This is a genomic window from Butyrivibrio sp. MC2013, from assembly GCF_000424585.1.
Taxonomy (GTDB): Bacteria; Bacillota; Clostridia; order Lachnospirales; family Lachnospiraceae; genus Butyrivibrio.
In genome coordinates this window covers 129,955-156,384 of record NZ_AUKE01000008.1, presented here as the reverse complement: position 1 = coordinate 156,384, position 26,430 = coordinate 129,955, and the positions used below count along the sequence as shown (strand labels likewise).

Here is a 26,430-nt window from a genome sequence, read left to right as displayed (position 1 = left end):
TATTTTTTAATAGCTTTATCATCTTGAATTGATAACTCTTTTGGGCTATAAATAAGTGAATGCGAAAATAGTGGATCACTTTTTTGTAAAAAATAAAAGAAACAGGGGAAAAGAAATGGACTACGCAAAGGAATCACTAAAAAAGCACTATGAATGGGCAGGTAAGATCGAGATAGGTCTGCGTGCTCCCGTAGACAGCGCAGAGGCCCTGAGCCTGGCTTATACACCGGGAGTAGCACAGCCCTGCCTGGAGATCCAGAAGGATATCAATAAGAGCTATGAGCTCACCAGGAGATGGAACACTGTTGCAGTGGTTACTGATGGTACTGCTGTACTGGGGCTGGGTGATATAGGACCCGAAGCCGGTATGCCTGTTATGGAGGGTAAATGTGCTCTTTTCAAGGCTTTTGGTGATGTAGATGCTATACCGCTGTGTGTAAAGTCCAAGGATGTGGATGATATTGTCAGGACTGTAGAACTTCTCCAGGGCTCCTTTGGCGGAGTCAATCTTGAAGATATATCCGCTCCCAGGTGTTTTGAGATAGAAAAGAAGCTTAAGGAATGTACAGATATCCCGATCTTCCATGATGATCAGCACGGTACTGCAGTTATCACTCTTGCAGGCCTTATGAATGCGCTGAAATTCGTGGGCAAGAAGCTGGAAGATGTGAAGATCGTGACCAGCGGTGCGGGAGCTGCAGGTATTGCTATCATCAGACTGCTGATGGCTATGGGCCTTAAGAACGTCATCATGACAGACAGGCAGGGAGCTATCTATGAGGGAAGAGATGGTCTTAACCCTGTTAAAGAAGAGATGGCAAAGATCACAAACTTTGCTCACGAAAAAGGAAGTCTTGCTGAAGTGATAAAGGGCGCCGATGTATTTATCGGTGTATCTGCCCCCGGTACTCTGACAGGAGATATGGTAAAGACCATGGCAGCAGATCCCATCATCTTTGCCTGTGCAAATCCTACACCTGAAATATTCCCTGATGAAGCAAAGGCTGCAGGTGCTGCTGTCATCTCCACGGGAAGGTCTGATTTCCCTAATCAGGTCAATAACGTACTGTGCTTCCCCGGTATATTCAGAGGAGCTCTGGATGTTAGAGCAAGTGATATAAATGATGAGATGAAGATCGCTGCTGCCAGGGCCATAGCAGGTCTTATATCAGATGATGAGCTTTCAGCCGATAATATCCTTCCTAAAGCTTTTGATCCCAGGGTAAAGGATGCAGTTGCAAAAGCTACCGCAGAAGCTGCCAGAAGGACAGGTGTTGCAAGGATCTGATAGGGCCTGTCTGCTGACGCAGTTCTACGGGTACGGGGCTTATAACCCCGCACCCGTAATCAAGATATTCCCACCACCTAAAGGTGGTGGGTTATCTTGATTATTTTATATATTAAAAGAATAAAAAACTATCAAAATCACGACAATGAGTGTACAATATAAAGTAGATAACGAAGTCTGACGAAGAAGGAGGATATCAAATGCTTGCAACTTTGATACCTTTATTTGACGACAAGATGGAAGTGAAGGCCTATTCTATCCTGGCCAAAAGAGAAAATACGCTGGTCAATCCCCGCTATCAGGGAACCGCATCTCTTGACGGCGCAGGAGAAGTGGACGGATTTGAAGTGGTCAACAGCATAGGCATGGACGCACTTGCCAGTGACAGCGAGCTCTTTATTGAGGTCAATAATATATCTGTATTTGCAGATATACCTTCACTTTGCGAGGGTGATCATAGCAGGCAGGTGCTGATCATAGATTCTTATGTCACTCCGGAAGACATCTATGTGAACAGGCTAAAAGAGCTCAAGGCTGATGGCTACAAGCTGGCTATGAAAAAGCTCTCTCCGGCACAGTTTGAAAACTACAAGACAGTGCTGGATCTGTGTGACTATATCCTTTTGGATCACAATAAGATCGATATAGTCAAGGCACATCTCTACTTTAGTCACATGTACCCGGATATCAAGCTTATCGCTGTTAATGTCAACAGCAAAGAAGATTACGATAAGCTGGTATCTGAGAAATCGGGATATGATTTCTACGAAGGTGAGTTCTTCAGGATGCCCATTACCAGCAGCGACACTGAAGTGGCTCCTTTGAAGGCTACATACATACAGCTCCTTAACGTGGTAAATGATCCTGATTTTGAGCTGACCCAGGCAGCTGATGTCATAGGTCAGGATACAGCTCTTGTTATCTCTCTTTTGGAGATGGTCAACAGGATCACTGTCAGCTCCAATATTTCCTCAGTAAGGCAGGCTGCTGCACTATTGGGACAAAAGGAGCTTAAGAAATGGATCACCACAGCAGTGACCAGAGAACTCTGCGCAGACAGGCCCAGTGAGATAGCAAGGCTGTCTATGATCAGAGCCAGGTTTGCAGAGAATCTGGCACCTTCCTTTGGAATGGGCGTAGCCAGTTCCGAGCTCTTCCTTATGGGACTGTTCTCTGTGCTTAACCTGATCCTGGATAAGCCCATGGAAGAAGCACTTAAACTTGTCAATGTTACCAAGGATATAGAAAATGCTCTTTTGAACAGAAACGGCAAGCTTTATCCCGTTCTCGATTTTATAACTAATTATGAAACAGCATCCTGGCAGGAAGTCTTCAGGCAGATCATCGTAGGAGAGCTTGACATGGATGAGGTATACAAGGCATATCTGGATGCCCTTGTATGGTATAGAAAACTGGTCGCACCAGCTAATAAATAATCATATATGGAGGAAGAATCGAAATGGCAGCTAAGGCAGCAGTAAAGACAAATGTTGAGATCCAGTATGACGGCAAGAGCGTGACTTATGATGAGATCCTGACAAAGGCAAAGTCATTCTGGACCGGCGAACTGGGCAAGAAGGCATCAGAGCTTAAGACCCTTGACCTGTATGTTAAACCTGAAGAGGGCAGGGTATATTATGTGGCTAATGGCGTAGATTCCGGCTCGTTTGAACTTTGATAGTTTCAAGATATGTGAATTTCAGGGCCTGCTATCCTTATTGGATGGCAGGTCTACTTTTGTAGATGGAGATATTGATAAATGGATATAGCTGTATTTAGCGATATACATGCCAATCACAGCGCGCTCCAGGCTTGTTTTGACAAGGCGGTGAGCCTGGGTATCACTCACTTTGTCCTCCTTGGGGATTATGTGAGCGATTGCCCTAATCCGGGCAAGACCATGGAGCTCATCTATATGATGAAGAAGTATTTTACCTGCTATATGATCAGGGGGAACAGAGAGGACTACCTACTGGATTACAGGAAAAAAGGGGAAAAGAGATGGAAAAAAGGTTCTGCCAGTGGAGCGCTTTTGTATACATATGAGAATCTGACGGTCAAAGATCTGAATTTCTTTGACTCTTTGCCAATATATGATATCTGGAAAATGAAGGGGATGCCTTCTTTTGAGTATTGTCACGGTTCACCCACGTCCTCCAGGGAACTTATGCTGGAAAAAGGGCGTAATACCAGAAAGATAGTGTCACATTTAAAGACAGGACTACTGCTTCATGGTCATCATCATGAGCAGGAAAGCTATAGCTACAAGGATAAGAAGGCCGTTAATCCCGGATCTATAGGTGTGCCCTGGAATCATGGTGGCAAGACCCAGTTTGCAGTGATCAGAAGCGAAGGAAGGAGCTGGGAAGAAGAGTATTATGCTCTTGATTATGACAGAAAAGAGATATTATCCGAGTTTGCTTCTTCCGGCCTGTCAGAGATGGCACCAGCCTGGGCTGCAGTCACTATGCATACCATAAGGACGGGGCTGGACCTCAATGAAGCTGTTCTCCTAAGAGCTACCCAGCTGTGTGAGCAGGAAAGGGGAGAGGCCAGATGGCCGGATATACCTGAGCGCTATTTTGCCCTGGCCCTCAAGGAATACAGGATAGACCTTAATGGCAAGGATATTCCTCTTAAAAAATAAAAAAACAATAAATAAAGAAGAAGCTAATTCTTACTGAGCCTGTAAACGCCCATGAAATGGGCGTTTTGCGGGCTTTTATCATGTCCCTTTCATGGGTGCAAAGAGTAAATAAGAGAATAAACGAGTATATAAGAGATTATGCGAGAAATACATTGGATATATTTGCATATCCGGGTTTGCAACTTGTATATTGTAAAAGTATTATATCTTTTGTGAGTTAGCACTCGATAGATGTGAGTGCTAACAAAATGAATACGTTATTTTTTTATCCATATAAAGGAGGCTTTATCATGAAATTAACACCACTTGCAGACAGAGTTGTATTAAAGCAGCTTGAAGCAGAGGAAACCACTGCATCCGGAATCGTACTTCCCGGTAAGGAAAAGGAAAAACCCCAGCAGGCAGAAGTGATCGCTGTAGGCCCCGGCGGAGTTGTTGACGGCAAAGAGATCAAGATGGAAGTTAAGGTTGGCCAGCATGTTATCTATTCCAAGTATTCAGGAACAGAAGTTAAGCTGGATGATGAGACCTTCATCATTGTAAAGCAGAATGATATCCTGGCTGTTATAGAATAATAGCTGATCAGGAGTCGTTTGATATAAACAATTGATCCGGATATCCTTTCCGGTATCATTTGCCGGAAAATAATACTCATTAGCAATAAGAATTCAATACTTATAAAGATATAACTTTAGGAGGTTTTATCATGGCAAAGACGATCAAATCAGGTGATGATGCACGTATGGCAATGGTTGCCGGCGTCAACAAGCTTGCAGATACAGTAGGCGTTACAATCGGACCTAAGGGCAGAAACGTAGTTATCGATAAGAGCTACGGTGCTCCCACTATCACAAACGACGGTGTGACCATCGCCAAAGAGATCGAGCTTGAAGATCCCTATGAAAACATGGGCGCTCAGCTTGTTAAGGAAGTAGCTACAAAGACCAATGACGTAGCAGGTGACGGTACAACAACAGCTACAGTACTGGCTCAGGCTATGATCAACGAGGGTCTCAAGAACCTGGCTGCAGGTGCTAACCCTATCGTACTGAGAAAGGGTATGAAGAAGGCTACAGACGCTACAGTTGAAGCTGTTAAGAAGATGGCTACAAAGGTAAGCGGCAAGGAGCAGATCGAGAGAGTTGCTGCTGTATCATCAGGTGATGATGAAGTAGGTAAGATGATCGCTGACGCTATGGAGAAGGTATCCAACGACGGCGTTATCACAATCGAAGAATCCAAGACCATGCAGACAGAGCTTGATCTGGTTGAAGGTATGGAATTTGACAGAGGTTATATCTCTGCATACATGGCAACAGATATGGACAAGATGGAGGCCAACCTTGAGGAGCCTGCTATCCTGATCACTGATAAGAAGATCTCCAACATCAACGATATCCTGCCTCTTCTGGAGCAGATCGTTAAGACAGGTCAGAAGCTTCTGATCATCGCTGAGGATGTTGAAGGCGAAGCTCTTACAACACTGATCGTAAATAAGCTGCGCGGCACATTCAATGTAGTAGCTGTTAAGGCTCCCGGATACGGCGACAGACGTAAAGAGATGCTTCAGGATATCGCTATCCTGACAGGCGGTAAGGTTATCTCTTCAGACCTTGGCCTTGAGCTCAAGGATGCTACTCTTGATGACCTTGGAAGAGCTAAGAGCGTAAAGGTTACCAAGGAGAAGACTACAATCGTAGATGGCGAAGGTGACAAGGACGCTATCGATTCCAGGATCGCTCAGATCAAGAAGCAGATTGAAGATACAACATCTGATTTCGACAGAGAAAAGCTTCAGGAAAGACTGGCTAAGCTGGCTGGCGGTGTTGCAGTTATCCGCGTAGGTGCAGCTACAGAGACAGAGATGAAGGAAGCTAAGTACAGAATGGAAGATGCTCTGAATGCTACAAGAGCAGCTGTAGAAGAGGGTATCATCTTCGGTGGCGGAAGTGCTTACATCCACGCTTCCAAGGAAGCAGCAAAGGCTCTTGAGAACCTTGAAGGTGATGAGAAGACAGGTGCCAAGATCGTACTGAAGGCTCTTGAAGCTCCTCTCTTCCGCATCGCAACTAACGCAGGTCTTGACGGATCCGTTATCGTAAACAAGGTTAAGGAATCCGAAACAGGCGTAGGCTTCAATGCTTACACAGAGCAGTATGTAGATATGGTTAAGGACGGTATCCTGGATCCTGCTAAGGTTACAAGATCCGCTCTTCAGAACGCAACATCAGTTGCTTCTTCATTCCTGACAACAGAAGCAGCAGTAGCTACTATCAAGGAGCCCGCTCCGGCAGCTCCCGCAGCACCTGCTGGGATGTATTAAAACAGGTTCATAAAAAGAGGGGTCGGCAAGCTCGCTTGCCGGACCCCTCTTTTTCATGAACCGCCCTGATATGAGGAAGTAGCCCTTTGCGAAGCAAAGGAGCGGTTTCCGAATATTCGTGTTTTAATCTCAATATGTATCATTTGGAGAATATTCTATTTTGCTGTTCACTCGCAATCACAAGAATTGTTGCGCAGCTGTAGAAGTATATTTTACAAAGTGAGCATTTACTTCAGATGACAGTTTTACTTATTCTTCATATGCAGCCTTCAAAACGCCCACGAGAAAGATGTTTGAGGATGGCGAAGGGGGATGTAATCATCCTTCGCCAGACGAGTTTCTTTCGAGTGCGGCGTATTGAAAAGAAGGCTGCAGAAGAATTTAGTAAAACGTCATTTGAAGTATGGCGAACGTGGAAAATAACTTCTATAGCTGCGACAATCTAATAATGTTTGCGAGTTTAACTATCCAATAAGCCCCGCCATTCTTGCATCCAGAGTCTTTTCCTGCTAGAATATGCTTATATTCATGCGCCATAACGGCGTTAGGAGGAAGATGAAATGAAAGAACTTAAAGATTACGTACGTACTATTCCTGATTTTCCCGAAGAAGGAATCATGTTTCGTGATATTACTACCGTAATGCAGGATCCCGATGGCCTTAAGCTTGCTATTGATACTATGCAGGACAAGGTAAAGGATCTTGATTTTGATGTGGTAGTAGGTGCTGAATCCAGAGGCTTTATCTTTGGTACACCTATTGCATATAATCTGCATAAGCCTTTTGTACTGATCAGAAAGAAGGGTAAGCTTCCGGCAGAAACTGTTTCTGTTGATTATGATCTGGAGTATGGAAAGGCTACTCTGGAGATGCATAAGGACAGCATCACTCCCGGTCAGAAGGTACTGATCGTGGATGATCTTATAGCAACAGGCGGCACTACAGAGGCTATGATCAAACTGGTCGAGTCCTTGGGCGGCGAGGTTGCAGGTGTTCTGGTAATGATGGAACTGGCGGGTCTTAATGGCAGAGACAGAATCAAGGGATACCGCCTTGACAGTGCAGTAGTATACGAAGGCAAATAATACTGACGTTATGATAGAACAACGCTTTGATGACGGCAAAATTGAATCCATAAAAGAATTTCAGGCTCCGGAGGATCTCTACAGGGGCCTTATTGAGCGTGTTCGTAAATATCACCCTTCCGATGATATCACTATGATCGAGAAGGCATACAATATAGCACACGAAGCTCACAAGGATCAGCTAAGAAAGTCCGGCGAGCCTTATATCATCCATCCTCTTTGCGTGGGTATCATACTTGCTGATCTGGAGATGGATAAGGAGACTATAGCTGCAGGACTCTTGCATGATGTGGTTGAGGATACTATCCTGACCAAGTCTGAGATAGAAGATGAGTTTGGCGAAGACGTAGCTCTTCTTGTAGATGGTGTTACCAAGCTGCAAAATCTGCAGTTGCCTGAGGATTACAGGAATAAACCTGCAGAGCAGCTTGAGATGCAGGCTGAGAACCTCAGAAAGATGTTCCTGGCTATGGCAAGGGATATCAGAGTCATACTCATCAAGCTTGCGGACAGACTTCATAATATGAGGACGCTGGCTCATATGCCCAGCGAGAAGCAGCATAGGATAGCCCAGGAGACACTGGACATCTATTCACCTATAGCAGGCAGGCTTGGTATCAGCAAGATCAAGGTAGAACTTGATGATCTGTCACTGAAATATTTAAAGCCTGAGATATATGCCGATCTTAAGGCCAAGGTGGCCCAGAAGAAGGAAGAACGTGAATCCTATGTTGAGTCAATCGCTCAGGGGATAGAAAAGGCCATTGCAGATGCCGGTATAAAGGGCGAAGTTAATGGAAGAGTAAAGCATTTCTTTAGTATATACAAGAAAATGCACAATCAGGGCAAGACTCTGGATCAGATATATGATCTCTTTGCAGTGAGGATCATAGTGGAGAGTGTCAAAGACTGCTATGCAGCTCTGGGCGTGATCCATGAGATGTACAAGCCTATACCCGGCAGGTTTAAAGATTATATAGCCATGCCAAAGGCTAATATGTATCAGTCCCTGCATACTACTCTCATTGGTACTGACGGTGTACCCTTCGAGATACAGATCAGGACCTATGATATGCACCGTGCTGCTGAGTACGGTATCGCAGCTCACTGGAAATACAAGGAAGCCTCTGATGGCAAGAAGATAGAGACTCAGGAAGAAGAAAAGCTGGTATGGCTCAGACAGATCCTTGAATGGCAAAGGGACATGAGTGATAACCAGGAATTTATGAATCTCTTAAAGAGTGACTTGAATCTCTTTAGTGATGATGTATATTGCTTTACCCCTCAGGGTGATGTCAAGAATCTGGCTAACGGTTCCACTCCTATAGATTTTGCCTATAGCATACATTCTGCAGTAGGCAATAAGATGATAGGAGCCAAAGTCAATGGCAAGCTGGTGCCTATAGATTACAAGATCAGGAACGGCGACCGGGTAGAGATCATCACCAGCCAGAATTCCAAAGGCCCTTCCAGAGACTGGCTCTCCATAGCCCGCTCTACTTCTACCAAAAATAAGATCAACCAGTGGTTCAGGACTCAGTTTAAGGAAGAGAATATTACAAAGGGCAGGGAACTGATCGCGGATTATTGCAAGACCAAGAGTATAGAGCTGTCCGATATAGCAAAGCCCGAATATATGAATATCATAGTGCGCAAGTACGGCTTCCATGATTGGGATGCGGTACTGGCAGCTATAGGACACGGTGGTCTCAAAGAGGGCGGCGTAGTCAATAAGCTGGTAGAGCTCTATGACAGAGATCATCATAAGAATCTCACTGATGAAGAGGTGCTGGCTGCAGCCAATGAATCCTACGGCCCTGTGGGCGTAGGCGGTAACTGGTCCGGCGGTGCCATCATCGTAAAAGGCGTACATGATGTGGCTGTGAGATTCTCCAGGTGCTGCAATCCTGTACCGGGAGATGACATCGTAGGCTTTGTCACCAGAGGAAGAGGCGTATCCATCCACCGAAGCGACTGTGTGAATGTGACCAAGATGGTGGCAGAAGACAGATCAAGGCTTATAGAAGCCAAGTGGGAGAGTGATTCTGTCCTTAGCGGCGAGAAGTATGCTGCGGATATCAAGATATTTGCCAATGACCGTAAGGGCCTTTTGGCAGATGTATCAAGAGTACTGACTGAGAACAATATCAGTATCATATCCCTTAATACCAGGACCAGTAAGCAGGGCCTGGCCACCATGGAAACCTCATTCCAGGTATCCAGCAGAGAAGAACTGATAACTGTTACAGATAAGCTTCGCGCTATTGAGAATGTTATAGATATAGAGCGAAGTACCGGTTAATGCTATAGAATGATCGTAAAATGTTACTGCATGTCCCCGGCCGGTAGCCGGATCGCAGTAACAAATAAGGCCCTGTGCTGACAGGTGATCAGCCGGGGCCTTTGTTAATGCTCTCCAGGAGGTGTGACATGGAAACTAAGCTTGGTTCGATGCTACTTGGCCCTGTGGCCACCAATTGCTATTTTATCTACAAGGATGACGACGATGAGAACAGTGAGAAGAGCTGCATAGTCTTTGACCCTGCAGACAGAGGTGCACTGATATATGACAAGCTATCTGAGAAAGGTCTGAAGGTGAGCATGATTCTGCTTACCCATGCTCACTTTGATCATATAGGAGGCCTGGATGAGCTTAAGGATAGGAGCGGTGCTCTTGTAGCAGCCTATGAAGGAGAGAAGGCCATGTGCGCAGATCCGGAGATGAACCTCTCTGCAGGAAATGGCGCTCCCATAGTGGTAAGGCCTGATAAATGGCTAAAGGACGGAGAGATAATAGAAGAGGCAGGCTTTAAGATCAAGGTAATAGCTACTCCCGGGCACACTGAAGGGAGCTGCTGCTACTATATAGAGGAAGACGGTATACTCATAAGCGGAGATACTCTCTTTGAGGGCTCTGTGGGAAGGACCGACTTTCCTACAGGATCCATGTCGTGGCTGGTGCGCAGTCTTAAGGACAAACTGTCAATACTCCCTGATTCTACTCTGGTACTCCCCGGACACGGCGGATCCAGCACAATAGGTGACGAAAAGCGCTATAATTACTATTTTAATATGGTTTAAACTATGATATTAGTATATATAAATAAAGATAAATATTTTTATGATATACATTCTCTGGTAAAAAGCTTTTATCCGGGCGAAGAGGTAAAGCTTGAACTGAAAGCAGAGCCTGAGCAAGGTGAAGAGCTAATGAATGCTCCTGGATTAAAGTCTGAGTCCGTGGATAAGAATCCAAAAGAGAATGGCGAAGCAGTAAGGCTTGTCATCTATATCGAGCTTAGCTGGGAAGAGGGCTATATATCTCTTAAGGCATGTCCTGAAGAAGGTAAAGAGCTATCTCTTAGAGAAAAATGCCTGAAGGATGAAAATGTAGATTCTTCAATTGTAGCGGACTCGCCAAAGAATGTATGCAAACAGCTCCTGTACAGGGCTCTCAGCGCTATTACAGGCTCTGGCCTTCCCTGGGGTACACTTACAGGCATCAGACCTGTGAAAATAGTGCTAAACAAGCTTGATAGAGGAGAAAGCCGGGATGAAGCTTACAGCTATATGACGGATACCTTCCTCTGCAGCAGGGAAAAGGCTGATCTGTCTATGGAGATAGCGGGCAGAGAGAGGCGGATACTTCAGGGCACTGTGGATGGCAGAGGATATTCCCTATATGTCAATATTCCTTTTTGTCCCACAAGATGTGCATATTGTTCCTTTATGTCATCACCTGCAGCTGTATGGGAGAAGAAGATAGATGATTATCTGTCCTGCCTTGAATATGAAATGAGACAGATGTCGTCTGTTTTTAAAGACATGAGATGTGACAGTGTCTACATAGGAGGTGGTACACCAACAACATTATCACCGGGCAGGCTTGAGAGGCTCTATGATGCGATCTACAGCTCTTTTGACCTGGGACAGATCAGGGAGTTTACAACAGAAGCCGGAAGGCCAGATTCCATAGATATGGACAAGCTAGGGGTCATGAAGAAATGGGGAGTGACCAGAATATCCGTCAATCCCCAGACCATGAAGGATGAGACCCTAAAGCTCATAGGAAGAGCACATGACAGCAGGCAGACCATAGAAAGCTATTATGCTGCAAGAGAAGCAGGATTTGATCATATCAATATGGACCTTATCCTGGGACTTCCCAGGGAGACAGAGAAGGATGTGGAGAACACACTCCGGAAGATATTGGAGCTTTCTCCAGATGAGCTTACAGTTCATTCTCTGGCTATCAAGAGGTCATCATATCTTTATCAATACGTGGAGGAAAATGGCCTGGGAGGCCTTGATACCTCTGGTGAGATGATGAACCTGGCATCAAGCTATGCAGCGCGCATGGACCTTCATCCTTATTACCTCTACAGGCAAAAGAATATTGGAGGTAATTTTGAAAATACAGGCTACGGCAGGGAAGGGAAGATGTGCTTTTACAATGTAGTCACAATGGAGGAGACAGAGAGTATACTGGCTCTGGGGTCAGGCTCTGTATCCAAGAGAGTATATAGCGGAGCAGAGAAGGGCAGGATAGAACGCTTTGGCAATCCCAAGGATGTAAAGTTATATATGGAAAACTGTAAAGAAACATCTCATAAGATGAAGGAATTCTTTATCAATTAACAATATAGAAAGGGAGGCTTATGAAGAAGGACAAAGTAGTAGATGTGGATTTTAGTGAAAGCATCAAAAATAATAAGGGCAAGATCGGAGGCCTGATCACAGCAATAATAGTTGCAATCATCGCTTTTGTGATCATCTCCGGCAGCTTTTATTCCGTAGAGGAAGAGGAGCAGGCTGTTGTAGTACAGTTTGGTAAGGTGGTGACCACCAATACAGCGGGTCTATATTTTAAATTGCCTATTATACAATCGGTATACAAGGTGGATATGACTACCCATGGTATCGGTATTGGTTATGCGGTGGATGATAATGGCCAGAATATCACTATTGATGATGAAGGTATCATGATCACTTCGGACTTTAACTTTGTAGATATAGATTTTTATATGGAATACAAGGTGTCTGATCCTGTAGGATATCTCTTTAACTCAGAGGATCCCGAAGAGATCATGAAGAACGTGGCTCTGGCAGCTATCAGATCAACAGTTATTAATTATTCTGTAGATGAGGTAATTACCACAGGTAAGAGCCAGATCCAGGCTGAGGTCAAAGAGATCCTGGCAAAAGAGCTTATGAATCAGGATATAGGTCTTATGGTTACCAACATATCAGTACAGGATGCCGAGCCCCCTACCGCAGAGATCATACAGGCTTTTAAAGCGGTGGAAACAGCTAAGCAGAGCAAGGAAACCAAGATCAACAATGCAAATAAGTACAAGAGTGAGCAGATACCTGCAGCAGATGCCAGCGCTGATGCTATAATCCAGGCTGCAGAGGCTGCCAAGGAAGCAAGGATAGCAGAAGCTGAAGGTGAGACAGCAAGATTCAATGCTATGTATGAGGAGTACAAAAAATATCCTCTGATCACCAAACAGCGTATGTTCTACGAAGCCATAGAGAATGTACTTCCCGGTGCCAAGGTTATAATCACTGATGGCCAGACCCAGGAGATGCTGCCTCTTGAGAGCTTCACGGGAGAAGAATCTGCAGCGCCAAAGAACAGCTTAGCAAATGATACAGCTTCAGCTGAGGGAGGAAATAACTGATGAAGAAGAAAATACTGATCCTGCCTCTGGCAGTGATAGCGATCGCTCTATTCATTTTTTACTCATGCACATATACTGTATATCCCAAGGAATATGCTGCTATAAGACAGTTTGGTAAGGTTACAAGGATTGAGAGTGATCCGGGGCTTTATTTTAAGGTTCCCTTTATAGAGACCAGCCAGTTTATATCAGCAGCTACTGTGATCTATGATATTCCCGAATCAGATGTTATCACCAGGGACAAGAAGAGCATGATCACTAATACATATGTACTCTGGAAAGTAACTGATCCCAAGAAGTATATCCAGACACTAAATGCTATATCCGACAGGGCTCAGGAGAGGATCGAGGCAGCTGTTTATAATGCTACCAAGACTGAAATATCATCCATGACCCAGGAAGAGGTCATTGCTGCAAGAGGTGAACAGCTGACCAGCGCTATCACCACCAATGCCCAGGAGGATCTTGAGGGCTACGGTATAGAAATACTCCAGGCTGAGATAAAGGCTCTGGATCTTCCTGAGGATAACAGGGAAGCAGTATATGAGCGTATGATCTCAGAAAGACAGAATATCGCAGCATCCTATACTGCAGAAGGTGAGTCTGAAGCTCAGAAGATAAAAAATGAGACAGACAAGCAGGTATCCATTAAGGAATCTGCAGCCAGGGCAACAGCTGCCAGCCTTGAAGGTGAGGGCGAAGCAGAGTATATGAAGATATTATCCGAGGCTTATAATACTGAGGATAAGGCTGAGTTTTATAATTATTCCAGATCCATAGAAGCTCTAAAGAACAGTCTTTCAGGCAGTGAAGATACCATCATTCTTGACAAGGATTCTGAGCTTGTTAGAATATTGTATGGGAATGCTGATTGAATAAAAGGCAATTAACTCGTATATTCTGTACAGGGAAAGGAGCCGAAGATGGCAGGAGAAAAAAAGGGTTTCATCGGTGAGTTCAAGGAGTTTATCACAAAGGGCAATGTGATGGATATGGCAGTGGGTGTTATTATCGGAGGAGCATTCCAGAAGATCATAACCTCTCTTGTAGACGACATCATCATGCCTATAATCAGTGTCATTACAGGCGGTATTGATTTTACCAACTGGTTTGTTGCACTGGACGGCGGCAAGTATGCCACACTGGCACAGGCTCAGGAGATGGGAGCAGCTACACTTAACTATGGTACATTCATTACAGTAGTCATTAACTTCCTGCTCATGGCAATAGTAGTATTCTTCCTGGTTCGCACTATGAACCGTCTTAGGGACAAGCTTTCCAAGAAGGAAGAAGAGGCACCTAAGCCTGTTAAGATATGCCCTTATTGCAAATCTGAGATCAATAAGGATGCTACAAAGTGCCCTCACTGCACATCAGCGCTTTGATAGAATCATGATAGATTGAATTGCAGGATTGAAGTCTTGTGACTTTTATCTTAGAATGATCATTTGCAAAACAAACTCACCATTAGGAGTACTTGCTGCTCTTGATGGTGAGTTTTTAATATGTCTATTTATTTCAAAAAGTGATTTGATCACTAGTTGAATTAAGACCTGTAACAGTTTGATTTCTACTGGCTTTTTGAGCTTTTTTTACATTTCCAGGAACTTTTTCTGCTTTATGAGTTCCTGAGGCATCTCGGCTCCTGTCTTTTCGACCTTGGCCATAAGGTTTGCCAGAGTATGCAGTTCTGCGCTCTTCTTGATATCATAGGCCTTTAATAGCTCTCCGTATTGGGGAGAGGAAGCAAGACGCTGCCTCAGATCCTTACTAAAAGGGCAGTAGCTAAAGATAATAGAGCGCGCAGGCTTGTTCAGACGCAGGGAACCTACTCTTTCAAATTTCATATAGGACATGTAATTGGCTATAAATACAGTATTATATCTATTGGAGTATTTCTTGAGTTCCTGGTATATCTTTTCCTTTTGCTCGCTGCTGAGCATCCTGTTCTTCTTGTAGAACTGGAGATAATCACAATATTCTGCAGTAAGTGAAGGATCTGTCACATCATTCCAGTGTACACCCTGTATGGTCTTGCACATTTCCCACCTGTATTCACCGCAAGCTCTAAGGAGATTATCATAGAGGTCTGCAGTATGGAAGAGGGATATGGCAAATCTGGCCGGGGTGTTTCTCTTTTTGCCCTCGATCTCCTGCCAGAGGCTGAGCTTGGAGCCGCAATTGGGGAGGAGTACAAAATAGGGCAGGACCTCTTCATTGTAAAAGTAGGTGTTGAGCCCTGCTTTGGGATTGGAATACATGACCTCTCTGTAGAAGAGGCTGAAATCATCATGCCTTATCTTATCCAGCTCGCCATATATGGCAGAAGCGTTCATGATACATTCGGCAGGTGACTTTATCATGTCTTCATCCTTCATAAGGGGGATGAAGCTGGATGCCTGGCCATAGGTCACCCTGTTTTCTACCATAAAGAAATTATTGATCTCGAATAATACTCTGTTGGCAGGATCATCAAAGAGCCGCTTTACTTCGTCCTCGTCTATGACGCCCTGACTTTTTTGCTCCTTGAGATAGCCTGCATAGTCAAGGTTGAACTCGTTTCTGGAAGGCTCTATTTCCATGTAGTATATTTTTTTGAGCCAGTCATAGAGGGTCATGACCTTGCCGGATTTATCCGGGATAATGGATTTCATGGTCCTGTAGAGGTTCTCTGTCATAGGCCTTGAGAGCAGATCTTCATCGGAATAGCCAAATAGCAAGAACATCATAACTACTTCGGGTATATTGTCATCTGTTAGCGTCTTGAAGAATACCTTGGAATATAGCTTATAGAAAAGCGGAGTCAGGGAATTCTTGACATGTCTGTATTCGTCGGAATAGCTGTCCCTTGTGGTCATGTGCTTGTAGTTATTCAGGGCTACTAAAAACATGTCAGCAGTTTCGGCGTCAAGACCGGCATAGGACATAAGGGTCTCTGCAACATTCTTGAATTCCGGTACGGAATCATCATCGCCGGTATTATTGGTTATGGATTCAGCTTTTGCACGGATGATATTGATAGTATTACGAAATTCCCTTGTCTTTTCGTCAAAATCTTTTTTGTAGGAGCTAAGCTCAATAGCGGCTTCTTTCAAATCTTTGAGTATATATGAGAGAGAGCAGATGATGCCTGTATCAATGTCAGCGCTTATGCTATAGAGATTCTTTCTAAAATAGGAATCGTGCTCAAAGAGCCCCTTGATGGCAGGTATGGTCCAGCCGGGAAGAGGATTGGGCCTGGGACAAGGAGTTAAAGTGATAAGTTCGGTAAAGGTCATTTGGTTGCTGCCTGTGAAAGCGCATAGAGTTGGATAATCGGCCTGGTCTGATTTTACAGAATCATAAGCAGCTGCGATTTCCTCATAAGCAGCATTCAGCGCATCATCTACGGAGTGGATAGTCTTGATGATCCCTGAGCACAGAAGCGGCGCTATTTTGGGATTGGCCTTTATGATCGCTGTGAGGTCGGATAAGTCAGAATAGGGATATGAGCATACAACGCAGCTGTCTGTTTCGCACTGATAGTCAAAACGTCTCTCGCCCCCGGCTGCCTCCATGAGGGCGACGATCTCGCTTCCTCCCAGTCTGAATTCCAGGTTTTCTCCGCTGACACGCAGTTCACCCTTGGAGATGATATCTATGGTGGATACGGTGCTTCCTTTTTTATGGAGATATTGCCCCTTGGTCAGTTCAATGATCTGCATAAGGAATCCTTCCTGAATACTTTCTCACTACGTTAATATATCGGCATCTTTCCGTGGGTACTATAGTAATTTTAATAATGTTTTGGGCTTACCCCGTATTTGGCATGAACTGCGCTGCTGCAGAAGTTATTTTCCTCGTTTGCTGCACTACAAATGGCGTTTTACTATATTCTTCCGCAGCCTTCCCTTTAATGCGCCGCACTCGAAAAAACTCCGGGCTTTCAGCCCGTTCAGACAATTTTCTCGTGGGCGCCTGGAAGCCTGCGTATGAAGAATAAGTAAAACATATAATCTTGGATAAAGAATCCAAGATTTTATGCCATTTGTAGTGAAAGCTCACTGCGGAAAATAACTTTCTGTGGCAGCGCTATTATGAAGACGCCTTGCACCATTATTATGCAGTTCGATTGTGCGCAAACGTGGAATGCTGCCGTTTGGATGCTGGAGGAGGATGCTGCGGAATGCTGCCGTTTGGAAGCTTGGAGGATGATGCTCGTGATCATCTAGCGGGGAATTGGTTGTGCGGAATAAATCTGCAAAAAAGACAAGTGAATTGATGGTATGAAAAAACTTGGGTATGATATAATGAGTAGGTATAAAAAAATGAGTATGGACAAAGAAGAGTAGGAATATAGATAATCCTGCTGATGGCTATGATGGCTATGATGGCTATGATGGCTGTGTTATATCCGGCAGGAAAAAATAGTTAGAGATTGAGATCAGGTAAGTTTCATAAAGAAAAAGTGATGCGTGAGGTGAACTATGGCAGAGAAGGAAAAGCTTATAAATAAAAAGAAAACAGTAAAAGGTGAAAAGAAGGCGGATAGTGCTCAGATGGAGGCTAACAGCTGCACTCCGCTTAATGTAAAGGAGAAGACAAGTCAAAAGGAGAAGCTCTGTGAGACCATAGGCGGAGAAGGCTGCGGTCTTAAGAGGGTCCTTGATATTATAGGCGGTAAATGGAAGATAATGATCCTATGTCTCATAGATTTTAAGGGCGTGGGCCGCTTTAATGACATGAAGAGGGAGATATATGGTATCACCAATACCATGCTGTCTGCATCACTTAGGGAAATGGAAGAAGACGGGCTGGTAGAGCGCAAGCAGTACAATGAGATGCCACTTAGGGTGGAATATACCCTCACTCCCAAGGCGGAGAGTATGATACCCATACTTCTGGAGTTAAAGGCCTGGGGAGAGAATAATCTAATTTCACAATGATTTGTTGACGTAAGGGTCAAAAGTCATTTCGATTCGAGCTTGCTCGAAATCGAATATGAATTTATGACCCGCAAAACATGAGCAAAGTAGCACGTAGTGCGGATTTGCTCATGTTTTAGGATTGTGAGAGTTTCGAAGAAACGGAACAATCCGTTAGTCATAAGGTGTCAAAAGGAACTTTTGACACCTACCTCATTTGTTGCTATTCACATTTTATTAATGACCATGATAGCACTGATAACAGGCAAGCAGTAACAATGACGGTTTTATCCGTCATTTTTGGTCAATTATTTAGGTATCATTTAAATCTCAACTGTGATATAAAAGTCTTTGGACTGTATATTTATAAATTCGGAGGGTGTAAGTTGGCTAAGGATCTAATATTATTGGAGAACATCTCCAAAGCATATGGAGACCAGGTGATCCTGGATGACCTGAATCTGAGTATTCATGAAAATTCATTTGTTACTATACTGGGACCATCAGGTTGTGGTAAGACCACTACCTTGAGAATAATAGGCGGGTTTGAGAGTCCTGACAGCGGACGTGTGATCTTTGACGGCAAGGATATCACCTCCCTGGCTCCCAACAAGCGTCAGCTTAATACTGTATTCCAGAAGTATGCTCTTTTTACCCATATGACCATAGCAGAGAATATTGCTTTTGGCCTGAAGATCAAGAACAAGACTGATCAGTACATCAAGGACAAGATAAAGTATGCGCTGAAACTGGTGAATCTGGAGGGCTTTGAGAAACGTATGCCTGATTCTCTCTCAGGCGGTCAGCAGCAGAGGGTAGCCATCGCCAGGGCTATTGTTAACGAACCTAAGGTGCTGCTTCTTGATGAGCCTCTTGGAGCTCTTGATCTTAAGCTCAGGCAGGATATGCAATACGAGCTTATAAGGCTCAAAAATGAGCTGGGCATCACCTTTATATATGTCACTCACGATCAGGAAGAGGCTCTTACCATGTCTGATCATATAGTGGTCATGAATCAGGGCTATATCCAGCAGGAAGGCTCTCCCGAGACTATTTATAATGAGCCTGAGAATGCCTTTGTTGCTGACTTTATAGGTGATTCCAATATCATACCCGCTGTTATGGTAAGAGATGAGCTTGTTAATATTCTTGGGACCAATTTTGCCTGTGTGGATAAGGGTTTTGGAGAAAATAAGCCTGTGGATGTGGTGATCCGCCCTGAAGATGTGGAACTTGTAAAGGCCGGAAGCGGTACTTTGCCCGGAGTAGTCAAAAATGTCATTTTCAAAGGGGTTCACTACGAGATGGAAGTGGAAGCCGGCGGCTACGAATGGCTGGTTCACTCTACAAGGATGGCGGAAGCCGGAAGGGAAATAGACATCTGTGTAGATCCCTTTAATATCCAGGTTATGAAGAAACCTCAGTCTGAGGATGAGGAGGCAATCGCGATCGATGTTTAAGAAATCTAAAGCTTCGGCTGCCCTGGTGTCCCCCTACATAGCCTGGTCAGTGATCTTTATCGTGGTCCCTTTGATCATGATACTTTTTTATGGTCTTTCTGACACTTCAGGGGCTTTTACCTTTGACAATGTGGCAGCTATACTTACTCCCGAGAACAGCAAGGCCCTGGCTCTTGCCATGGTTCTCTCTGTTATCAGTACATTTATATGCTTCATGATCGCATATCCACTGGGGATGATACTTGCTTCCAATAAGGTGAGCTCACAGGGTATCATCACCACTTTATTTATCCTGCCTATGTGGATGAATTTCCTCCTTAGGACATTGGCGTGGATGACTCTGCTGGAAAACAAGGGCGTGATCAATGGCATACTGTCTTTCTTTGGGCTTCCTCAGATAAGTGTGATCAATACTCCTGCGGCTATTGTGATCGGCATGGTATATAACTTCCTGCCCTTTATGATACTGCCTATATATAACTCTCTGGCCAGGATTGATGACAATGTTATCAGTGCTGCAAGGGACCTGGGGGCCAACGCTCTGCAGACCTTCTTTAGGATCACCCTGCCGCTTACCGTACCCGGTATCCTTTCAGGCATCACTATGGTATTTATTCCTGCCCTGACCACTTTTGCCATCTCCACCATGATGGGCGGCTCCAAGATACTGCTTATAGGTAATGTGATAGAGCAGGAGTTTACACTTGTGTACGACTGGAATATGGGATCTGGACTGTCTCTGGTGCTGATGGTATTTATTGTGATCAGCATGGTTGTCTCCGCTCTTACTGAGCAGAAAGGAGACAACTGATGAAAAAGTTTTTGGAAAGATTCTATATGGGTCTGATACTGGTATTTATGTATCTGCCTATTGTGACCATGATAGTGCTGTCCTTTAATGCCAGCAAATCAAGGGCCCGCTGGGGAGGCTTTACCTTTAAATGGTACCTTAATCTCTTTGGAGATTCTGAGATAATCAATGCTCTTGCCAATACCATGACAATAGCCCTGATCTCTACCCTGGTGGCAACTGTTATAGGAACCCTTACCTGTGTGGCTCTTATGGGAGTTGGGCGTAAGTCCAGAGCGTTCATAATGGGTATCACTAATATACCTATGATCAATGCTGATATTGTGACAGGTATCTCATTGATGCTCCTGTTCAGGTTCCTACATATGAATACAGGCTTTATTACTGTACTCATAGCTCATATCACTTTTAATATCCCTTATGTGATGCTTAGCGTCATGCCTCGTATGAAGACCATCAATCCTTCTGTGTATGAGGCTGCACTGGATCTGGGTGCAGAGCCTTTCTTTGCATTCAGAAAGACCATTCTCCCTGATCTGATGCCGGCAGTGCTCTCGGGAGCCATGATGGCCTTTACCATGAGTCTGGACGACTTTATCATTACCTACTTTACCAAGGGATCCGGCTTTGATACCCTCTCAACCAAGATATACAACGAGGTCAAGAGAGGTATCCAGCCCGAAATATATGCTCTGTCAGCCATAATCTTCCTTATGGTGATCGTGATCATGCTGGGTAGCAGGATCATGAGATATAATAAGGCCAAGAGGGCAGGCAGCAAGGAAGACAGTTATGCTGCCAAAAAAAGGCTTCCCATTGGTAAGACCATCGCTGTTATTGCACTTGCAGTAGTCATGATCACAGCGGGCCTTGTCTTTGGAGGCGTGTTCAGGAGCAAGTCCAATCAGGTATATGTATATAACTGGGGCGAATATATAGATCCGGAGGTCATAGAGATCTTCCAGGAAGAGACCGGTATAGAAGTGGTCTATGACGAATTTGAATCCAATGAGATCATGTATGCCAAGCTGGCATCAGATGGTGCTGCATATGATGTTGTATGTCCCTCTGATTATATGATCTCCAAGCTCATAGGCGAAGACATGCTTTCTCCTCTTGACTGGGATGAGCTGCCCTATGCCAAGGAGAATCTGGACGAAGCTTATATGCAATCAGCTGCGCAGTTTGATCCCGGCAACAAATATACTATACCAAACTTCTGTGGCACTGTTGGTATATTGTACAATAAGACCATGGTAGACGGACCTGTAAATAGTTGGGACATCCTCTGGGATCCTAAATACAAGGGCAGTATATTGATGCAGGATTCTGTAAGAGATGCTTTTATGGTGGCTCTTGCCAGAAACGGCTACTCCATTAATTCCACGGACCGCATGGAACTGGAGAAGGCTGCCGCTGATCTTATAGCCCAGAAGCCTCTGGTACAGGCCTATGTCATTGACCAGGTAAGAGACAAGATGATAGGCGGAGAGGCAGCTCTTGGTGTGATCTATTCGGGAGAGGCAGTATATACACAGAGAGAGAATCCTGATCTTGAATATGTGATCCCTGATGAGGGTTCCAATGTATGGCTGGACGGATGGTGCATCACCAAAGATGCAAGGCACAAGGAAAATGCCCTTAAATGGATCAATTTCCTCTGCAGAGAGGATATTGCCCTTAAGAATTTTGAATTTGTGACTTATACGACTCCTAATAAAAAAGCTCAGGAGCTTATAGAAGATGAATCTATTAAAAATTCTGAAGTAGCATTTCCTTCAGAGGAGTCACTATCTAATTGCGAAGTGTATCAATATCTGGGAAATGATGCCGATAAAATATATAACGATCTGTGGAAAAAGGTGAAGGCAGCGGAGTAAATATCCTATGTTAAAAAAGATGAGGCCTACGGTCGGTGCGGCGGTATGCATTATTATCTTTTTATCCATATTGGTCAGGTTCGTTTCTCTTGTCCTCAATACAGGCGAAGGCATGTATGGGGATGACTTAAAGTGCACTTTATTTGACGAGGGTTGGGAGCAGGTGTTCCTGGATGGAAGAAGGGCACCTGCTGATATCCCCGGGAATCTTTTTCCTGAGGATGATACCGTTGTCATTGAGAATATTCTTCCTTCGGTTATCTCCGAGGGTACATACTTTTCGCTGGAAAGTAATCATCAGGATGTTGATATCTATATAGACGGCAAGCATAGGTATCATTACGGCAAGGATAGAGCCACTTACAGTTCCTATGCCAATCCCAAAGCCTATCTCTTTACTCTGCTTTGGCCTGAGGATGCAGGCAAGGATATGAGGATCGAACTCTATTCTCCTGCAAGGGATTTTACAGGCCTTATCAGCAATATTTATATGGGGACAGAAAGCGGTATCTGGTTGCACTATTCAGGTGGAGCCGCTGAGAGTCTTGTTTTTTCTTTTGTTGTTCTGGTCATCAGTTTTATAAGTCTGATCATATCCATTGTCATAACCTTGAGAAGTGGTAATAGGAGTATGCTCTCATATATATCTGTAGGCGGCATTCTCTATACCATGAGGGAACTGACAGGAAGCAGTATCAGACAGTTGATTTACAGTGATATTGAAACAGTATCGAACGTTTCTTATATCATCTCTGCCATGCTCATGGTGCCTTTCATAGCTTATCTGGATAAGATCCAGGAAAAAAGATATCATATTTTCTGCAAGATATTTGAATATTACTATATGTTTCTGGCCCTTTTCCTTCATGTCATGGATAAATATGAGATCTTGAATTATGTCCATTTCGTAAAGTTTATTCTGGGTTCTGTTATGGCCGGTATCATATTTATGGGTATGATCATCTATATTGAATATCTGCGCTGTCTGACAGCTTCATACAGATTCATTGGTACAGGCTATGTTATATTTGGTCTTTCGGGTCTTATCACAGGACTTATCTATTTTATCGATCCCGGTACTTTCTTTAGCGGCATTGTTAATTTTGGTCTGGTGGTCCTTCTTACAGCAGCTATGCTTGATTCTGTATTTCGAATCATGGACAGGCGTAAAGAAGAGGAGATGGCCGGCAGGATGGGTAATGTCAGAGCCGACTTTATAGAAGGAATGAGTGATGACATTGGAAGCCCTGTGGAAGAGATCATTGATGCGGGAAGAGTTCTGGCCAAGGATGATTCCAATAAGCACGGCTATGAGATAGTCAAGTCGGGGCTTGAACTTAAGAAGACTCTATCAGATATCCTGGAATTTTCCAGACTTGAGAACCACAAAGTGGCACTTCTTGACAGGAGCTTTAATCTATCTGAGATGCTATGGGCATTTAATGAATATTACAGAAAAAAGGCTGCTCTCAAGCATCTGATGTTCATCTTTTACCTGGATAAAAACTGTCCTGCCAAGGTAAGAGGAGATAGCAAGAAGCTGGAAGCGGTATTAAAAAAGCTTATAGATAATGCACTGGAATATACTGATAAGGGCGGTGTTTCATTTACTGTATCTCTATTAAAGTCCAGAGAAAAGACAATTGATGATGAAGGTGAAAAGACCTTTTATCTGTCATTCCATATCAAGGATACGGGAAGAGGCATTTCCAAAGAGAAGATGGACGAGATCTTTATGCCCTTTAACAGAAATGATGACAATGCCTACCACAAAGAAGGAGGTCTGGGACTGGGTGTACCCGTTGCCCAAAGGCTTCTGGAAATGATGGGGAGCAAAATGGAGATCGATACCAAGCCCGGTTATGGTACGGATGTATTCTTTACCATCCCTTTCAAGGAGGATCCGGAGTATGATAAGCACATTGACAGCACTATCTATAACGAGAGGGGTATCCCCAAGTTTACAGCTCCAACTGCCGAGATACTGGCAGTTGATGATACCCCGGATAATCTTAATGTGATCTATGCCCTGATCAAGGGACTGAATGTCAACCTGTCTCTGGCCAGGAGCGGCAAAGAAGCAGTGACTCTGGCTGCCTGTCACTTTTACGATATCATCCTTATGGACTATCACATGCCTGATATGGATGGTGCCCAGGCTATGAATATAATCAAGAAATCGGGCAGATGCGGACCGGGAGGCAAGAACAGCATCATACTTGCAATGACTTCGCGGGATGATGAACAGATTAGGGACAGGTTCAGAAGAGAGGGGTTTGATGATTTTCTGACCAAGCCTCTTGCTCCGGGTGAGCTTGAGAACTTTATATGGAATAATCTGCCTGAAGAAGCCAAGATCGTATCAGATCATATATTTGTAAGTGATGAAGATGATTACATGCTCTTATCCAGGGCGTGAAGAAAAGAGTGACCATGGACAAGATTAGAAGCAGTGTATTATTTAATAAGCTAAAAAATAATATAGCTCCCTATACCTTTGCGCTGATGATCCTTATTGTGTTCATGATCCTGTTTTTTTCGGAAAAAAATGCCGGCCCCAGAAGCGAGAAGATGAGCCTGAGGACCATTACGGAAGGATGGGTGGAGGTCTTTGATAATGATGAGCATCTGCCTGTAAATATACCGGGCAACGTCAAGACTGTAGATAACGGCTATGTGATCGAAAACGTGCTGCCTGTCAATATCACAGCCGGGAGCTGGCTGGCTATTCCCAATAATCGTCATGATATGAAGATATATGTGGATGACAAATTAAGAAGGGAATATGTGATACATCCCGGTGAGAACGGTCTTGGAGCCCGTACCAGCCCTGACAGTTATGTTTTTGCCAAGCTCTATATCAATGATTCAGGGAGGAAGGTAAGGATTGAGGGAGTGTCTGATTCGTTATTGGCAGGTGAAGTTGGAGAGGTGATGCTGGGCAGTCAGACCGGTATCTGGGTATATCTGCTTCACGAGAATCTCAAGGTCTTTATGACTACTCTTATTACCTTTGTCATGTCGCTTATTATTTTTGTAGCATCTCTTGCTGCTGCGGTCAATAAAAGGGATAATCCCACAATATTCCTTGCAACAGGTATCTTTCTTATCGCTATCTGGAGGATGTGCAGAGGTTATACTGATAACACCTTTATGCAGCTTGTCATTCCTGATCTTACAGGCGCGAGGAATCTGAGCAATATCATTGCCGGATTTATATCTTTTCCTTTTTTGATATTCAGTAACAGGCTGACAGAATACAGATATAACAAGATCCACAGGATTGGATGCGTATTAACGATCGTTGTAGGACTTTCCATGTCACTTTTACATTATCTGAATATTGCATACTTTTCATATACGCTGCCGTTAACTGTGATCCCTGTTACTTATACCATGATAGTGATCTTTTATTCCACTGCAAGTGATATTCGGCTTGGATATTTTGAAAGATATAAGATACTGGGATACGGAATGCTGTTGTTCTTCTTCTGCGCCATGATGGAGATTGTGGGATACTTTATTCCTTTTATGTCCTTCACCAGGGGCATGTATGGTTTTGGTATCGTGTTTCTTATTACCTCTGTTGTGGGCAGCATGGTCTATGATCTGGTAAAGCTGACTCATGACAGGCAGATCTCAGAGCAGGTCAGGAGGCTAAAGACCGATTATCTCTCCCTTATGAGCAGAGGTGTCAAGAGCCCTGTTAATAAGATAATGGCAAGCGCTGATATCATCGAGAGAGAAATGGAAGGCGCCAGCAATAACGAGTATGTAAATATTATCAGGGACAGAGTCAGGGATCTGACTGATCTCATAGATAATATGCAGGATTATTGCAAGCTGGAATCCGGTGAGCTACTCATCAATGAGGATAATTATTTTACCAGAGAACTCTTTAATGATTGTATATATAGTGCCAGCAAAAGAGCTGAGAACAAGGGTATAAGCTATAAATGCATGCTGGACAGGAATCTTCCCAGTATCCTTAGAGGGGATGAAAACAATATCAGGCAGCTGTTTCAAGCAATCTTCATGAATGCATTGACTAATACCAGAGATGGTAAGGTTGAGATGTCTGTATCTCAAAAGAATCTTGGAGCCCTTTTTTATCTGATCATAAGTGTAAAAGGGCCGGAAAATGATAGTCCCCAGTCTTTTTTCTCATCGATGGAGAAGGGATATGAAGAAACAGATGATGAGAGGACGGAGCTAGGGCATATCATTGCAAAGCGCCTTGCGGAAGCTATGGGCGGCAGGCTTCAGTTTGAAAGCGGTAAGGGCAAAGCGTCAATGATCAATGCTGTGATTCCCCAGAAGGTAGTGGATAAGAGTCCCATAATGTGAG

20 protein-coding genes are annotated in these 26,430 nt (G+C 44.1%); 19 read left to right on the top strand and 1 reads right to left on the bottom strand.

Annotation, left to right across the window (positions count from 1 at the left end):
* Positions 1-115: 115 nt before the first annotated feature.
* The 13 genes from G636_RS0106315 to mscL all read left to right on the top strand — a co-directional run bounded on the left by G636_RS0106315 (position 116) and on the right by mscL (position 14,412).
* Positions 116-1,288 (top strand): NAD(P)-dependent malic enzyme, encoded by a 1,173-nt coding sequence (locus G636_RS0106315; protein ID WP_026507357.1) that lies wholly within the window; start codon positions 116-118, stop codon positions 1,286-1,288.
* 200 nt (positions 1,289-1,488) lie between these two features.
* Entirely contained in the window at positions 1,489-2,724 is a 1,236-nt protein-coding gene (locus tag G636_RS0106310) for an EAL and HDOD domain-containing protein (RefSeq protein WP_026507356.1), read from the top strand.
* 23 nt (positions 2,725-2,747) lie between these two features.
* Positions 2,748-2,966 (top strand): DUF6465 family protein, encoded by a 219-nt coding sequence (locus G636_RS17540; protein ID WP_051226608.1) that lies wholly within the window; start codon positions 2,748-2,750, stop codon positions 2,964-2,966.
* Positions 2,967-3,047: 81 nt separating this feature from the next.
* On the top strand, positions 3,048-3,935 hold the full coding sequence (locus G636_RS17535) for a metallophosphoesterase family protein (RefSeq protein ID WP_051226606.1): 888 nt from the start codon (positions 3,048-3,050) through the stop codon (positions 3,933-3,935).
* Positions 3,936-4,225: 290 nt separating this feature from the next.
* Positions 4,226-4,510 carry a co-chaperone GroES gene (locus G636_RS0106295; protein WP_026507355.1) on the top strand — a complete coding sequence of 95 codons (285 nt, stop codon included), beginning with the start codon at positions 4,226-4,228 and terminating at the stop codon, positions 4,508-4,510.
* A gap of 131 nt (positions 4,511-4,641) precedes the next feature.
* On the top strand, positions 4,642-6,258 hold the full coding sequence (gene groL, locus G636_RS0106290; protein WP_026507354.1) for a chaperonin GroEL: 1,617 nt from the start codon (positions 4,642-4,644) through the stop codon (positions 6,256-6,258).
* A gap of 560 nt (positions 6,259-6,818) precedes the next feature.
* Positions 6,819-7,343, top strand: coding sequence for an adenine phosphoribosyltransferase (locus G636_RS0106280; RefSeq protein WP_026507353.1), 525 nt, complete (start codon positions 6,819-6,821; stop codon positions 7,341-7,343).
* Positions 7,344-7,353: 10 nt separating this feature from the next.
* Positions 7,354-9,645: a RelA/SpoT family protein gene (locus G636_RS0106275; protein ID WP_035778966.1), complete on the top strand. Its 2,292-nt coding sequence runs from the start codon at positions 7,354-7,356 to the stop codon at positions 9,643-9,645.
* Between the two features lie 128 nt (positions 9,646-9,773).
* On the top strand, positions 9,774-10,424 hold the full coding sequence (locus tag G636_RS0106270; RefSeq protein ID WP_035778964.1) for an MBL fold metallo-hydrolase: 651 nt from the start codon (positions 9,774-9,776) through the stop codon (positions 10,422-10,424).
* Between the two features lie 3 nt (positions 10,425-10,427).
* Positions 10,428-11,981, top strand: a complete 1,554-nt coding sequence (gene hemZ / locus G636_RS17530; RefSeq protein WP_051226604.1) for a coproporphyrinogen dehydrogenase HemZ — start codon at positions 10,428-10,430, stop codon at positions 11,979-11,981.
* A 20-nt stretch (positions 11,982-12,001) separates the two neighbouring features.
* Positions 12,002-13,027 (top strand): FtsH protease activity modulator HflK, encoded by a 1,026-nt coding sequence (gene hflK, locus G636_RS17525; protein ID WP_155832330.1) that lies wholly within the window; start codon positions 12,002-12,004, stop codon positions 13,025-13,027.
* On the top strand, positions 13,027-13,902 hold the full coding sequence (gene hflC / locus G636_RS0106255) for a protease modulator HflC (protein WP_026507350.1): 876 nt from the start codon (positions 13,027-13,029) through the stop codon (positions 13,900-13,902). The genes hflK and hflC overlap by 1 nt, the downstream gene beginning before the upstream one ends.
* 48 nt (positions 13,903-13,950) lie before the next feature.
* Positions 13,951-14,412: a large conductance mechanosensitive channel protein MscL gene (gene mscL / locus G636_RS0106250; protein ID WP_026507349.1), complete on the top strand. Its 462-nt coding sequence runs from the start codon at positions 13,951-13,953 to the stop codon at positions 14,410-14,412.
* Positions 14,413-14,619: 207 nt separating this feature from the next.
* Here the strand turns inward: mscL and G636_RS17520 are convergent, their stop codons facing one another.
* The gene (locus G636_RS17520; protein WP_035778963.1) at positions 14,620-16,731 is read right to left on the bottom strand and encodes a hypothetical protein; all 2,112 of its coding nucleotides are present in this window, start codon (positions 16,729-16,731) and stop codon (positions 14,620-14,622) included.
* Positions 16,732-17,493: 762 nt separating this feature from the next.
* Here G636_RS17520 and G636_RS17515 point away from each other — a divergent pair.
* The 6 genes from G636_RS17515 (at position 17,494) to G636_RS0106210 (ending at position 26,429) form a co-directional block, all read left to right on the top strand.
* The gene (locus tag G636_RS17515) at positions 17,494-17,952 is read left to right on the top strand and encodes a winged helix-turn-helix transcriptional regulator (protein WP_330363920.1); all 459 of its coding nucleotides are present in this window, start codon (positions 17,494-17,496) and stop codon (positions 17,950-17,952) included.
* 365 nt (positions 17,953-18,317) lie between these two features.
* Positions 18,318-19,391, top strand: a complete 1,074-nt coding sequence (locus G636_RS0106230; RefSeq protein WP_026507348.1) for an ABC transporter ATP-binding protein — start codon at positions 18,318-18,320, stop codon at positions 19,389-19,391.
* Positions 19,384-20,202, top strand: coding sequence for an ABC transporter permease (locus G636_RS0106225; RefSeq protein ID WP_242826928.1), 819 nt, complete (start codon positions 19,384-19,386; stop codon positions 20,200-20,202). Before G636_RS0106230 ends, G636_RS0106225 begins: the two co-directional genes overlap by 8 nt.
* A complete protein-coding gene (locus G636_RS0106220; RefSeq protein ID WP_035778960.1) occupies positions 20,202-22,082 on the top strand; it encodes an extracellular solute-binding protein in 1,881 nt (626 codons plus the stop codon). Before G636_RS0106225 ends, G636_RS0106220 begins: the two co-directional genes overlap by 1 nt.
* A 7-nt stretch (positions 22,083-22,089) precedes the next feature.
* Positions 22,090-24,501 carry an ATP-binding response regulator gene (locus tag G636_RS0106215; RefSeq protein ID WP_026507345.1) on the top strand — a complete coding sequence of 804 codons (2,412 nt, stop codon included), beginning with the start codon at positions 22,090-22,092 and terminating at the stop codon, positions 24,499-24,501.
* Positions 24,502-24,515: 14 nt separating this feature from the next.
* The gene (locus G636_RS0106210; RefSeq protein WP_026507344.1) at positions 24,516-26,429 is read left to right on the top strand and encodes a sensor histidine kinase; all 1,914 of its coding nucleotides are present in this window, start codon (positions 24,516-24,518) and stop codon (positions 26,427-26,429) included.
* Position 26,430 lies beyond the last annotated feature (1 nt).

Bases quoted from the DNA above. Each gene is read 5' to 3' on its own strand.
- G636_RS0106270 (WP_035778964.1), top strand. From the start codon at position 9,774: ATGGAAACTAAGCTTGGTTCGATGCTACTTGGCCCTGTGGCCACCAAT.
- G636_RS0106215 (WP_026507345.1), top strand. From the start codon at position 22,090: ATGTTAAAAAAGATGAGGCCTACGGTCGGTGCGGCGGTATGCATTATT.
- G636_RS0106275 (WP_035778966.1), top strand. From the start codon at position 7,354: ATGATAGAACAACGCTTTGATGACGGCAAAATTGAATCCATAAAAGAA.
- G636_RS0106295 (WP_026507355.1), top strand. From the start codon at position 4,226: ATGAAATTAACACCACTTGCAGACAGAGTTGTATTAAAGCAGCTTGAA.
- groL (WP_026507354.1), top strand. From the start codon at position 4,642: ATGGCAAAGACGATCAAATCAGGTGATGATGCACGTATGGCAATGGTT.
- G636_RS0106210 (WP_026507344.1), top strand. From the start codon at position 24,516: ATGGACAAGATTAGAAGCAGTGTATTATTTAATAAGCTAAAAAATAAT.
- G636_RS0106225 (WP_242826928.1), top strand. From the start codon at position 19,384: ATGTTTAAGAAATCTAAAGCTTCGGCTGCCCTGGTGTCCCCCTACATA.
- G636_RS17535 (WP_051226606.1), top strand. From the start codon at position 3,048: ATGGATATAGCTGTATTTAGCGATATACATGCCAATCACAGCGCGCTC.
- G636_RS0106315 (WP_026507357.1), top strand. From the start codon at position 116: ATGGACTACGCAAAGGAATCACTAAAAAAGCACTATGAATGGGCAGGT.
- G636_RS17540 (WP_051226608.1), top strand. From the start codon at position 2,748: ATGGCAGCTAAGGCAGCAGTAAAGACAAATGTTGAGATCCAGTATGAC.
- G636_RS0106310 (WP_026507356.1), top strand. From the start codon at position 1,489: ATGCTTGCAACTTTGATACCTTTATTTGACGACAAGATGGAAGTGAAG.
- hflC (WP_026507350.1), top strand. From the start codon at position 13,027: ATGAAGAAGAAAATACTGATCCTGCCTCTGGCAGTGATAGCGATCGCT.
- G636_RS17515 (WP_330363920.1), top strand. From the start codon at position 17,494: ATGGCAGAGAAGGAAAAGCTTATAAATAAAAAGAAAACAGTAAAAGGT.
- G636_RS17520 (WP_035778963.1), bottom strand. From the start codon at position 16,731: ATGCAGATCATTGAACTGACCAAGGGGCAATATCTCCATAAAAAAGGA.
- hflK (WP_155832330.1), top strand. From the start codon at position 12,002: ATGAAGAAGGACAAAGTAGTAGATGTGGATTTTAGTGAAAGCATCAAA.
- hemZ (WP_051226604.1), top strand. From the start codon at position 10,428: ATGATATTAGTATATATAAATAAAGATAAATATTTTTATGATATACAT.
- mscL (WP_026507349.1), top strand. From the start codon at position 13,951: ATGGCAGGAGAAAAAAAGGGTTTCATCGGTGAGTTCAAGGAGTTTATC.
- G636_RS0106220 (WP_035778960.1), top strand. From the start codon at position 20,202: ATGAAAAAGTTTTTGGAAAGATTCTATATGGGTCTGATACTGGTATTT.
- G636_RS0106280 (WP_026507353.1), top strand. From the start codon at position 6,819: ATGAAAGAACTTAAAGATTACGTACGTACTATTCCTGATTTTCCCGAA.